Origin of the sequence: Hyphomonas sp. (genome assembly GCF_016125515.1) — a bacterium.
In the GTDB taxonomy this organism is placed as follows: Bacteria; Pseudomonadota; Alphaproteobacteria; order Caulobacterales; family Hyphomonadaceae; genus Hyphomonas.
Map to the genome: position 1 here is coordinate 61,792 of NZ_WGLO01000010.1, position 12,252 is coordinate 74,043.

General features: G+C 63.4%; 10 protein-coding genes. 6 read left to right on the top strand and 4 right to left on the bottom strand.

Annotated elements, in window-relative coordinates:
- Positions 1 to 4 precede the first annotated feature (4 nt).
- Together rfbF and rfbC are read left to right on the top strand one after the other, a co-directional pair.
- Positions 5 to 781, top strand: a complete 777-nt coding sequence (gene rfbF / locus GC148_RS09475; protein WP_291070439.1) for a glucose-1-phosphate cytidylyltransferase — start codon at positions 5 to 7, stop codon at positions 779 to 781.
- Positions 782 to 785: 4 nt separating this feature from the next.
- On the top strand, positions 786 to 1,316 hold the full coding sequence (rfbC, locus tag GC148_RS09480) for a dTDP-4-dehydrorhamnose 3,5-epimerase (RefSeq protein ID WP_291070441.1): 531 nt from the start codon (positions 786 to 788) through the stop codon (positions 1,314 to 1,316).
- An 82-nt stretch (positions 1,317 to 1,398) separates the two neighbouring features.
- Here rfbC and GC148_RS09485 read toward each other — a convergent pair whose 3' ends face one another.
- The 4 genes from GC148_RS09485 to GC148_RS09500 all read right to left on the bottom strand — a co-directional run bounded on the left by GC148_RS09485 (position 1,399) and on the right by GC148_RS09500 (position 6,405).
- Positions 1,399 to 2,520 (bottom strand): NAD(P)/FAD-dependent oxidoreductase, encoded by a 1,122-nt coding sequence (locus GC148_RS09485; RefSeq protein WP_291070442.1) that lies wholly within the window; start codon positions 2,518 to 2,520, stop codon positions 1,399 to 1,401.
- 24 nt (positions 2,521 to 2,544) lie between these two features.
- Positions 2,545 to 3,882, bottom strand: coding sequence for an SAF domain-containing protein (locus GC148_RS09490; RefSeq protein WP_291070444.1), 1,338 nt, complete (start codon positions 3,880 to 3,882; stop codon positions 2,545 to 2,547).
- Between the two features lie 5 nt (positions 3,883 to 3,887).
- Positions 3,888 to 4,940 carry an SDR family oxidoreductase gene (locus GC148_RS09495; RefSeq protein ID WP_291070445.1) on the bottom strand — a complete coding sequence of 351 codons (1,053 nt, stop codon included), beginning with the start codon at positions 4,938 to 4,940 and terminating at the stop codon, positions 3,888 to 3,890.
- 292 nt (positions 4,941 to 5,232) lie between these two features.
- A complete protein-coding gene (locus GC148_RS09500; RefSeq protein WP_291070446.1) occupies positions 5,233 to 6,405 on the bottom strand; it encodes an L-lactate dehydrogenase in 1,173 nt (390 codons plus the stop codon).
- Positions 6,406 to 6,684: 279 nt separating this feature from the next.
- On the opposite strand from GC148_RS09500, the gene GC148_RS09505 reads away from it, so the two are divergent.
- The 4 genes from GC148_RS09505 to GC148_RS09520 all read left to right on the top strand — a co-directional run bounded on the left by GC148_RS09505 (position 6,685) and on the right by GC148_RS09520 (position 12,128).
- The gene (locus GC148_RS09505; protein WP_291070447.1) at positions 6,685 to 7,968 is read left to right on the top strand and encodes an outer membrane beta-barrel protein; all 1,284 of its coding nucleotides are present in this window, start codon (positions 6,685 to 6,687) and stop codon (positions 7,966 to 7,968) included.
- A 67-nt stretch (positions 7,969 to 8,035) separates the two neighbouring features.
- A complete protein-coding gene (locus GC148_RS09510; RefSeq protein ID WP_291070449.1) occupies positions 8,036 to 10,435 on the top strand; it encodes a Wzz/FepE/Etk N-terminal domain-containing protein in 2,400 nt (799 codons plus the stop codon).
- A gap of 81 nt (positions 10,436 to 10,516) precedes the next feature.
- On the top strand, positions 10,517 to 11,665 hold the full coding sequence (locus GC148_RS09515) for a hypothetical protein (protein ID WP_291070451.1): 1,149 nt from the start codon (positions 10,517 to 10,519) through the stop codon (positions 11,663 to 11,665).
- 259 nt (positions 11,666 to 11,924) lie between these two features.
- On the top strand, positions 11,925 to 12,128 hold the full coding sequence (locus GC148_RS09520) for a hypothetical protein (RefSeq protein ID WP_291070453.1): 204 nt from the start codon (positions 11,925 to 11,927) through the stop codon (positions 12,126 to 12,128).
- Positions 12,129 to 12,252 lie beyond the last annotated feature (124 nt).

Genomic DNA, 12,252 nt, shown 5'->3' on the forward strand with positions numbered 1-12,252 from the left:
AAGTGTGAAGGCAGTGATTTTTGCAGGCGGTTTTGGGACGCGCCTGAGCGAAGAGACGACCCTCCGGCCGAAGCCGATGGTGGAAGTGGGCGGCCGTCCGATCCTGCACCACATCATGGAAATGTACGCCGCACATGGCATCACCGATTTCGTGGTGCTGGGCGGTTACAAGGTCGAGTTCATCAAGGACTATTTCCTTAACTATACCCGCCGCACCGGCGACTTCACGGTCGACCTGAGCAATGGCGAACTGACCTGGACGCAGAACAAGCCGCTGCCGTGGAAAGTGACCGTGCTGGACACCGGCATCGACACGATGACCGGCGGCCGCCTGAAGCGCGCCAAGGAGATCATCGGCAATGAGACTTTCTGCCTGACCTATGGCGACGGCGTGTCCGATGTAGACCTGACGGCGCTGGTGGCGTTCCACAAGAAGACGGGCGTCCAGGCAACCGTCACGGCGGTGACGCCGCCGGGCCGTTTCGGAGTCATGGGCCTCGCCCCGGACGAGCCGATCGTGCAGTCCTTCCGCGAGAAGGACTCGGTGGACGTGGGCCTGATCAATGGCGGCTTCTTCGTGTGCGAACCCGATGTGATCGACCTGGTCGATGGCGATGCCACGGTCTGGGAACAGGAGCCGATGAACCGGCTCGTCGAGGCCGGCCAGCTGGCCGCCTACCGTCACCACGGGTTCTGGCAGGCGATGGATACCGTCCGCGACCGGCAGGTGCTCGAAGCGATCTACGCCAAGGGTGCCCCCTGGCTGAAACAAGGGAAGTGATCCGATGAAATTCCATCAAACCACCCTCAAGGATGCGATGCTGATCGACCTTGAACGCCGGGGCGATGACCGTGGCTTCTTTGCGCGCACGTTCTGCGTCGACGAGTTTGCCGCCAATGGCCTGCCGACCGAGTTCGTGCAGCAGAACACATCCTACTCCGCCAACAAGGGCACGTTGCGCGGCATGCATTTCCAGCGTGCGCCGCATGGCGAGGACAAGCTGATCCGCTGCCTGCGCGGCGCCATCGTTGACATCATCATCGACCTGCGTCCGGACTCGCCGACCTTCAAGAAATGGGAAGCGTTCGAACTGAACGACGAGAACAAGCGCCAGCTGCTGGTGCCGAAGGGCTTCGCCCATGGCTTCCAGACGGTCAGCGACCATGTGGAAGTGACCTACCTGGTCTCGGCGAAGTACACGCCATCGGCCGAAGGCGGTGTGCGCTGGAACGATCCGGCGTTCGGCATCACCTGGCCGCTGGAGCCAACCGAGATGTCGGACAAAGACAAGACCTGGCCGGATTTTGCCGGCTAAGCGTGTCGGGGACGACGACGGGAAAGCCCGCCTTTCGAGGCGGGCTTTTTCTTTGGGCGGCGCAGGACAGGAGAGGCGCGGCTCAGCCCTTGAGCACGTCCACAACCGCTTCGGCAATCGCGAGCGAACTCGTGAGGCCCGGGGATTCGATGCCGAAGAGGTGGACGAGGCCGGCATGGCCGTGGCGGGCAGGGCCGTCGAGCTGGAAGTCGGCGGCGGGCTGGCCCTGCAGCGAGATTTTCGGGCGCACGCCGGAATAGGCCGTGGTGATCGAGCCATCCGGCAGGTCGGGCCAGTATTCGCGGATGGCGGCGTAGAAACTGTCGGCGCGGCGCAGGTCCACCCGGTAATCGATCGTGTCCGGATCGTCCGTGTTCAACCATTCGACATCCGGGCCAAAGCGCATCTGGCCACCCAGGTCGAGCGTGACGTGTACGCCGAGGCCGCCATCGACGGGCGCGGGATAGATCAGGCGCTGGAAGGGCGAGCGGACGGTGCAGCTGAAATAGTTGCCCTTGGCGAGGGTGAAGGGCGGCAGGAGAGCGGGGTCGTAGCCGTCCATGGCGCGCGCGGTGCGCACAGCGTAGAGGCCGGCGCTGTTGACGACTTGGCGGGCGACAAGGGTCATCGGTTCGGCGCCGCCCGCTTCGACGCGGAAGCGGCCGTCGGGCAGGATCCCGGAGGCGGTGACCGGCGTGTTGAACGCGATGGCGCCGCCATGGTCTTCGAGCTCGCCCTGCAGCGAGAGCATGTAGCCGTGGCTGTCGAGAATGCCGGTTTCGGCGGAGAGGACCGCGGCCTTGCAGGACAGGGCCGGCTCCATTTCCATGGCTTCGGCGCCGGAGAGGAAAGAGAGGCCTTCGACGCCGTTGCGCTCGCCTTGCGCGTGAAGGACTTCCATCTTGGCAATCTGGGCGTCGGACGTGGCGACGATCAGCTTGCCGGTCTTGCGGTGGGCAACACCATGCGACTCCATCCAGGCATAGAGGCGGCGGCGGCCATCGACGCAGAACTGGTGACGCAGACTGCCGGTCGGATAGTAGAGGCCGGCATGGACGACTTCGCTGTTGCGCGAGGATGTGCCGGTGCCGATAGCGTTTGCCGCTTCGAGGACGAGGACCTCGTTGCCCTCGCGGGCGAGGGCGGCGGCGCAGGCGAGACCGACCGCGCCGGCGCCGATGACGACGGTATCGACTTCGGTCATGGCCTCACCTGTGCCTGTCCGTGATCAGACGGTTTCTTTTGCCGGAACGAGGCCGAAATGGCGCTCCATCTCGGCATAGTAGGCGTCGATCTTGCGGCCGGCGGGAACGGTGACGTCGTCGAAGGTCAGCACGCTGTCCTTGGCCATGTCGCGCTTCACCGTGCAGCCTTCTGCAAGGCCCATGGGCAGGAGGCGGTCCTTGTGGACGATGGGGGCGTTCTCGGCCTGGCCGTAGGTGTCGAAGCCGCCGATGCCGTCGAGCGTCTGACCAGCTTTCAGGTCGCGTTTGGCGAACGTGATGACGCCGACATTCGGGGCGCCGAGCGGGGTTAGCGCGGGGTCGTGGAACAGCACGGCGCGGGCGACGGTGAGCGGTACTTCGAAATGGCAGAGGTGGTAGGGCGTGTAGAAGAGGTAATAAGGGCCCTGTCCGAGCTTGTAGAGGTTCAGATAGTGGGCCTGGCGCGGATCATCGTGTGTACCCAGAACAAACACGCCGGGGCCGGGGCGGGCGCCGACGACAAAGTCGACGATGCCGGGGCCTTTGGGGTCGATGTGCGGGGCCAGCATCTCGACGAAGTCCTCGAGCGGGCGCAGCGGCAGGGTAGGGTTCTTGTTGGTCGGATCCGGGCCGATCATGCCGCGCTTGGCGACGCCCATGCCGGTACCGTTGGCGACGATGGCCTGTTCGTAAGCGATCTTGGTGCCGTCCGCGAACGAGGTCACCATGTTGACGTTCTGGCCCCATTTCTCGGCAAAGCCGCGCTGGGTGTCCGGGGTGCGGTACTCGTCCTGCAGGCCCTTGATGTTGCCGCAGAGCACCGGTTTGACGCCGATGGACTGGACGAAACGGAAGAGGTTCATCTGCACGCCGGGCTGGTCGCCATCGACGTTGGTGATGACCACGCCGGCCTTGTCGGCTTTCACCTTCAGGAGCGGGCCGACGGTGCCGTCGAGTTCCGCGTTCATCAGGATCACGTGCTTGGCGGTCTCCAGCGCGCCTTCGACCGCTTCGAGCGCATAGTCCATCGATCCGGTGGCTTCGATGATGGCGTCGAGGCCTTCGGCGCGGGCGAGGGCACCCGGATCTGTCGTGACGACCGGCTGGCCGGCCTTGATCGCGGCCGAGATTTCGGCGGCCGTGTCGGCCCGCACGACGGTTTCACCCGTGCGGCTGGCCTCGAAGGCGTCGATGCCGCGCTGCGGTTGGCGGGCGGCAATGCCGCAAAGCACCATTCCGGGTACGGATTTGGCAATCTGCAGGGCAATGCCCGAGGCCATGAAACCGGCCCCGATCATGCCGACCTTGATGGGCCGGCCTTCAGCTTCGCGTTTTTTCAGTGCGGTATCGACGATGATCATGGGAATCAGACCGTTGCGAGTTCAGGCGTTTTCCAGAAGAGCTTTTCGTCCAGCAGGTGGGCGCCGCGCAGCTTCATCAGCATCTTCAGGCGGGTGTAGGGCGGGGCCTGAAAGTCTTCCGCCGTCATGTTGATGCTCTCGAAGACCTTGCGCATCTGCTTGGCGCCGAGCTCGGCTGTCCATTGGCATTTGAAGTCCGGTAGGACTGTCTGGATCTTGTCGAAGTTCACGCGGTAGGAGCGGTTGTCTGCGCCCTGCGTGCCGACTTCCAGTTCGCAGCCCGGGAATTCCTTGGCGACGATCTGGGCGATCTCGATGACGCGGTAGTTCTGGTCGGACGAGCCGACATTGTACTTCTGGCCGCGGATCGCATCGGCAGGTGCCGTCAGCGAAAGGTGCACGGCCTGGCACATGTCCAGCGCGTGGACGAGCGGGCGCCAGGGCGAACCATCGGAGAGAAGCTTGATCTTCTTGGTCGTCCAGGCGAGGCCGCAGAGGTCGTTCAGCACGATGTCGAAGCGCTGGCGGGGCGAGGCGCCGTAGGCGGTCGCGTTGCGCAGGAAGCAGGGCTCGAAATCGTCGCCGGCCATTTTCGAGAGGTCGTTCTCGACCTTCACTTTGCACTCGGCATAGGCCGTCTGCGGGTTCACATCGGAGGATTCGTCGAGGATCTGGTCGGGCTTGCCCACGCCGTACACGGAGCAGGACGACATGTAGACGAAACGCTTGATGCCGGCCTTGCGGGCGAGGTTGGCCAGGTGGACGGAGCCGCCATGGTTGATCTCGTGGGTGAGGCCCGGATCCTGCTGGCCGAGCGGGTCGTTCGACAGCTCGGCGAGGTGGGCGATCGCGTCAAAGCCCTTGAGGTCTTCGGCGGTGACCGAGCGGATGTCCTTGGACAGGATCATCGGACGCGGCACGTTTGTCGGATAGAGCCAGCCGGAACGGTAGAAGCCCGTGTCGAGGCCGACGGCTTCGATGCCGCGTTGCAGCAGGTAAGGGCCCAGCAGCGTACCAATGTAGCCGTCGGCGCCCGTAAACAATACTTTCATGGTCATGGAAAAGTGATCTCCCTCACGCGACCGGCAGATGCATACCGCATGCCATCTGATACACTTAATTCGGGGTGCGCGCCGAAACGTTTACCCGGTTGTCCACCCCACACCTTTGACCCTTGCCGGATGGGCATGGGCGGGCTGGTCCAATCTGGAACATCGAAGGCGTGGCCGGTTCTGCGCCGGCGGACGGATCGAAACGACAGCTTTCTGACGCGTTCCGGACTGTGCTGCAGGGATACGCTGCGCGGGCCGCCTTGCCAATGGCGGGCGAGGCCGGCCCGGCAAATTTCGTTCAGGCGGTGGTGCGGAAGTCAAGCACATCGCGGGTGATGTCGGCGGTGCGCGTCACGCCGGTGAGGGCCATGGACACGGAAAATTCACCGTGCATCGCCTTGAGGAGATTGAGCAATCCCGTCTCACCGGCGCCGGCCAGGGCGTAGACCCAGGGCCGTCCCATCATTGCCGCATCTGCGCCGAGGGCAAGCGCCTTGAGAATGTCCTGACCGGAGCGGACGCCCCCATCGACGAGCAGGGTCATCCGGCCGGACACCTTTTCGGCGATATGGGGCAGCATGGCGATCGAGGAAGCGACGCCGTCGAGTTGGCGGCCGCCATGGTTTGACACGACGATGCCATCTGCGCCGCGTTCTGCAGCTTCCACGGCGTCTTCAGGACAGAGAATGCCCTTGATGATCAGCGGACCGGACCATTGCTGGCGGATCCAGTCGAGGTCATCCCAGGTGATCGAGGGATCGATCGAGGCGCTGGCCCAGCCGGAGAAATCGTCGAAGGTGGCGCCGCTACCGAGATAAGGCGCGATGTTTCCCAGCACGTGCGGGCCGCCATTGAGGCCGACCTCAAAGGCCCAGCCGGGGTGCAGCGCATAGGAGATGGGGCCCTTGCGCAGCCGGGTCCAGGCATTGCCGCCGCCGCTCATCGTGTTGCGGACATCGCGGTAACGCGTGCCGACGACCGGCAGGTCGACCGTCAGGACAAGGACGGATACGCCGGCCTCCCTGGCGCGCCGGATCAGGTCGGCGCAGGCGCCCCGATCGCGGATCATATAGAGCTGGAACCACAGGGGGCCGGAGCCCGCCGCTGCAGTTTCCTCTACAGAACACACCGAAAGCGTGGAGAGGCAGTAGGGAATGCCGAAGGCGCCGGCGACCTTGCGTGCGGAGGCTTCGCCCCGGCGGGCCATCATGCCGGAGAGGCCCACGGGCGAGAGCGCGAGCGGCAATGTGGCCTCTGCGCCGAACAATTGGGTCGTCGTGGTTCGGGCCGAGACATCGCGCAGGATCCGCTGAAGCAGGGCGAGCCGCTCGAAGTCGCGCACGTTCCGACCCAGCGTGACCTCGGCATAGGCGCCGCCGTCGAGATAATCGAACAGGAAGCGGGGTAGGCGCCGTTCGGCACGTCGGCGATAATCGGCGACGGAAGCAGGGGCGAGATCGAGGGTCGGCATGGTAAATTTCTCGACTTGCAGTGGCCTTGAGATGTATCAGTATCGCGCAGGTTCATTTGTGCGCCTTACTGAAACGCCTCAATACAGTAACGGACAAGGGGTGTTGTTAAGGAATATTCCCGGGCGCGATATTCAATTGAGAATGAATTGGGCGTAAAGGGCTGTATTCGTCCAAATTGCCCGTCAGAATGGGCAATTCCGGATGGTACTGAACTTGCACGGGTTGGAGAAGACAACCCAGGCCATGTCGGCCGCGCAGAGAAATTGGGGAATGGTGAAATGTCCAATCTGAAACGCATCAGTCTGATGAGTGTTGCTGCCTGTGCCCTTATTGGCCCGGCAATGGCGCAAACCAGCAATTATTATAGCCGCGACAAGTACGAAACGGTGCTTGATCGCCGCCAGCCCGAATTCGACCCGGAGCCCGTTCGGCTCGGTGCGTTCGTCGTGCGCTCGAACGCGGAAGTCGGCCTGACGGCCAACGACAACGTGTTCGCCACAGAAAACAACAAGCAGTCGGACGTGATCGCCCGCGTGGGCGGCGAGTTCGCCGCAGACACGGATTGGAGTGTCCACGGCCTCGGTTTCGATGCTTCGGCCTACCGCAACCAGTATCTCGACCTGAGCGATGAATCGACGACCGACGTGACGGCCCGCGCCCGCGGCCGCCTCGACGTGACCCGCGAACTGTCGCTGCGTGGTTCGGTGTTCGCCGAAGACCTCGCCGAGCCTCGCACCGATTTCGTCAACGCCTTCGGCGCCGATCGTCCGGTCGAATACACCCGCACCGGCGTGACCGCTGATGCGGATTTCCAGAACGACCGTATCCGTTGGAACAACGGCGTCAGCTTCTCCGACGAGAACTACAAGGACGGCAAAGCCGCCGGCACGGGCGCGAACATCGACCAGGACTACCGCGACCGCAAAGTCGTTTATGGCCGCACGCGCCTGTCCTACGCTGTCTCGCCAAACCTCGCCGTCTTCGGCCAGGCGACCGCCACCAAGAGCGACTATGACGTCGAGCAGGTGTTCGCCGGCACGCCGCATTCGCGCGATTCCAAAGGCTACACGGTTGCGGCAGGTGTGGATTTCGAACTCACCACGCTGGTGCGCGGTGACATCGCCGTAGGCTACCTGAACGAAACAAAGGATGACAGCTTCTTCCAGGACGTCAGTGGTCTGTCGATCGACGGCCGCATGGCCTGGTTCCCGACCCGTCTGACCACGGTGACCTTCGACGCGGCACGCCGCGTGGTCGATACCGGTGCATTCGAGTCGCCGAGCGCCGTGCAGACCCGTTTTGGCGCCCGCGTCGACCACGAACTGCGCCGCAACATCATCCTGTCGGGATATGGCGGCGTGTCCAATTACGAATATGAAGATATCGACCGCAAGGAAGACAATCTCGAGTTCGGCGCCATCGCGACCTATAAGATGAACAAGCGCGTTCACTGGGAACTCTTCGCTCGCAACCGCGACCGGGATGTCTCTGGTACCGCCGGCTTCAACGGTGCATCCTACTCGCAGAACCAGGTCGGTATCGGCCTGAAGCTGTACCCGTAACTTTAAAGTTCTCCGGAAGCCGGTATCGTATCGGCTTCCGGGCCCCCAATTTTCCAGAGGCCGTGCCTTGTCGAAGTCCTTTTCCATCGAGTTGCCTTCCAACATGACCGCCGGTGGCGGCGATCAGTCGTCCGGTCCGCCGCTCGATCTGAAGGCGCTGATCGGCGTCGTCTATCGCCGCTTCTGGATGATCCTGGCTGGCTTTATCACCACGTTCGGCATCATCGCCTACGTGACCTTCACGCAGACGCCGATCTACAAGGCGCAGTCGGTGGTCCAGCTGAACACCCAGGAAAAGAACGTCATCGACCTTGGCGCGATCTTCTCCGGTCTCGGCGGCAACACAGCCGTTGTCGATACCGAAGTGCTGGTCATGAGTTCGAAGACGCTGCTGACGCGCGTCGCGATCAAGCAGAAGCTGGTCGAGGATCCCGAATTTAACGGTTCGCTGCGCCCCAAGAAGACGGGCATGATGTCGTCTATGAAAGGCATGATCCGCGCGATCACGGGCGCCAAGCCGCCCAAGGATGCGATGGCTGGCCTGACTCAGGAGCAGAAAGAAGCCGCAGCGCTTGAAGGCGCGGTCGAAGCGCTTGCCTCGAAGGTCGACGTCAAGCGCGTTGGCACGACCTACCTGATCACCGTCACGGTCGCGAGCGAGTCGCCCGAGACCGCCGCGCGCCTGGCCGACGAGATTGCCCAGCAATACCGCGTCCAGCAGCTTGAAGAGAAATACGAAGCCACCCGCAAGGCCACCGAGTGGCTGTCCGAGCGCGTGTCCGGCCTTCGCGAAGAAGTCGAGGAAAAGGAACGCCGCGTCGAGAGCTACCGCGCCGAGTCCGGCCTGCTCGCCGCACAGGGCGCCACCCTGACTGAACAACAGATTGCCTACCTGACCACGCAGAAGGCCACGCTGCAGGTCGAAGTCGACCGGGCCCGCGCCCGCGCCGACAGCATGCGCCGCCAGATGGCGAGCGGTGCCGGCGCCGACGGCATCTCCGAAGTGCTCGGCTCGCAGGTCATCTCCGACCTCAAGAACCAGCGCGCGATCATCAACCGCCGCGTCGCTGAACTCGAAACCAAGCTGGGTCCCCAGCACCCTGAACTGATCAGCGCCCGGAACGAAGCGGCTGACATCGACCGTCAGATCAACGCCGAAGTGGGCCGCATCGCGGGCAACATCGAGAACGAATTGAAGGTCGCCCAGTCGCAGCTCGGCTCGATCCAGGGCGAAATCAACCGCTCGACCAACCAGCTGCAGGGCAACAACCAGGCCCTCGTCCGTCTCCGCGAACTTGAGCGCGATGCCGAAACCAGCCGCGTGCTGCTTGAGGAATTCCTGTCGCGTTCGAAACAGACCCGCGAACAGGACGCCTTGATCTCGGCGGACGCGAACATCCTGTCCAGCGCGACGGTTCCGGACTCGCCGGACTCGCCGAAGAAGCTGCTCAACCTGATCATCGGCTGCATCCTGGGCGGCATCATTGGCGGCGGTCTCGCGCTGTTTGCCGAGATGTTCGACATGAAGATCAGCTCGTCGGAAGACGTTGAGCGAAAGCTCGGCGCGAACCCGATCGGCTCGGTGCCGCTGATCCGCACCGCCAGCTTCCTCGGCCTGTCGCAGACGAACCCCGCCGACTTTCTGGTGGAGAATCCGCTATCGGCCTACGCAGAGAGTATCCGCTACCTGCGCGCCTCCATCGCGTTCTCGGATCTCGACAGCGAAACCAAGACCGTCGCCATCTGCTCCTCGCTGCCGGATGAAGGCAAGACGAGCCTGACGCTGGCGCTCGGCCGCATGTCGGCCATGTCGGGCTCGCGCACGCTGGTCATCGACGGCGACTTCCGCCGCCGCCAGCTGACCGAAACGGCCGGCCTGAAACCCGATATCGGCTTTGTCGAACACCTGTTCGGCGCCGGCCAGCTGTCCGATGCGATCGTCAAGGATCGCAAGACGATGCTCGACATCCTGCCGCTCTCGCAGAACGGCCACACGCCGCATGACGTGTTTGGCACGCGCGCTTTTGACGACCTGCTGGCCCGCCTGCGTTCGATGTATGACCTGATCCTGATCGATACCGGCCCGCTGCTGCTGATGGCTGAGGCCCGTGTGGTCGCCGGCAAGGTCGACAAGACGATTCTCGTCGTCCGCTGGCGTCACTCGGCCCGCTCGGCCGCCCGCCACTCGCTGACGCTGCTGCGTAACTTCAAAGCCGACGTTCTGGGCGTGACGCTCAACATGGTCGACTTGAACCGCCGCCGTCACCACAAGGACCCGGGCGCGACTTACAAGGCCTATCGCAAGTACTACCAGATGGACGAGAAGCCCTCGATCTTTGGCTGGGGCGGCGACAAGCGCAAGAACAAGCCGAACCCGAAGCAGATGAAAGGCTCGGTTGCCGTGCAGGTTCCGCCGTCTAAGGCGACCGGCCGCAACGACCCGGCCGAGCGTATCTCTGCCGAATAGGCAAGCTGGACAAGCTGACGGGAAATTGCTTCGACAACGGAGCAATTTCCCGAACGCGCAAGGCCGCACAGGACGCGAAAGATGACCCGGATCGCTTTCTTCGGTCATGATGCCGCTGACGCCGCCGTCCGGCGCCGCGTTCGCGGCTTTCTCGATGATGGCCTGGACGTCACCGGCTTCATGATGCGCCGGCGCGATCCCGGGGCGCTCGACTGGGACAATATCGATCTCGGCGAAACGCGCGACGGCGCCTTCCTCCAACGTATCCGGCAGGTGTTTGCCGGCGCGACGCTGGCCGCAGCCGAGCGCGGCAAGCTGGCGGCAGCGGATGTCATCTACGCACGAAATCTCGACATGCTCGCCTGCGCCTTCCTGGCGAAGCGCAAGGCGAAGCTCGATACACCGGTCATCTATGAAAGCCTCGATGTGCACCGGCTGCTGACGCGGTCCGATCCCATCGGAATGGTGGTGCGCGCCCTAGAGCGGATGCTGCTGAAGCGTTCGGCGGGGCTGGTCGTGTCGTCACGGGGGTTCATCCGCAATCATTTCGAGAAGCGCTATCCGGGAACCTACCGGGCTTTCCTTGTGGAGAACCGGCTGGCGTCGGGCGCGGCTTATGGGCCGCGGGCCTGCGTGCGCAAGTCCGCGGCAACCGAGGCGAACGGCCCGCTGCGGCTGGGCTGGGTGGGTAACCTGCGCTGCAAACGCTCGCTCGACCTTCTGTGCGAGCTGGCCGACCGGTTTCCGGATGATCTGGAGATCCGCTTGCACGGCCTGCCGGCGCGCACGGAAATTCCGGTATTCGAGCCGCTGATCGACGCCCGGCCGAACATGACCTATTTCGGCCGCTACCGCTCGCCGGAAGACCTCTCCGGCATCTATGACGGTCTGGATGTCGTCTGGGCCGGGGACTTCATGGAAGCGGGCTACAATTCGGTCTGGCTGCTGCCCAACCGGATCTATGAGGGCGGCTATTACTGCACGCCGTCGATTGCGCCGGCAGGCACCGAGACAGCGGCCTGGCTGGAGCAGCACAGCTGCGGCCTGATCGTCGATGAGCCGCTGAGCGAAACGCTGGCACAGCTGGTGGCTGGCCTGATCAAGGATCGCCGTCCAATCGCCGAGCGGGCGGCTGCGCTGGCGCAACTGCCGGATGAGACCTTCATCCAGCCCAAAGGATTCCTCGCCGACATCGTGCGGCAAGCGCTGACGCGGGACCGGCCCGCCTGACGCCTGTGCATTTTTGCACAGCGCTGTACATTTTTGCACACGTGGTAAACGGATAGGGCGCGCAAAATAACCATTGCGGTCAAAGCAGTCCGCTTGCCAGCAAGCTTCCGGACCTGCCGTTGTTCGATAGACGGGACCTGAATCGCCCGATCGATGCCGGAATTGCGCCCGATTCCGGCATCAACACTGTCAACTGAGGTGTTAGGTGTGAGTCGCAGATTAAACCCGGCGTTAAGGGTTGCCCGCTTTATTGACTGCCATGTCGAGTTCAGAGCCCATGATCCCAGCAGAGAGCCACGCATTCGCGCCGCAAGTCCGTGTTTCGGCCCGGAACGACTATCAGATGGCGCATGATCTCGGCGATGAGAAATGGCCTGTCTGGCTGCGTCTGGTCACGATCATCGGCCTCAGCTCCGGCCTGTGGGGCGCCATCATCTGGGCCGCCATGACCGCGTTCCGCTAAGCGGTCAAAAATCGACGGTCCCACGGATTATCTTCACCCTTCGGACTGGTCTTTGCATATAATTGATTGAATGTTCCGGTGCTGCACAGCGCCGTCCCTTTTGCTTTGTCAGATGCGAGGCCTT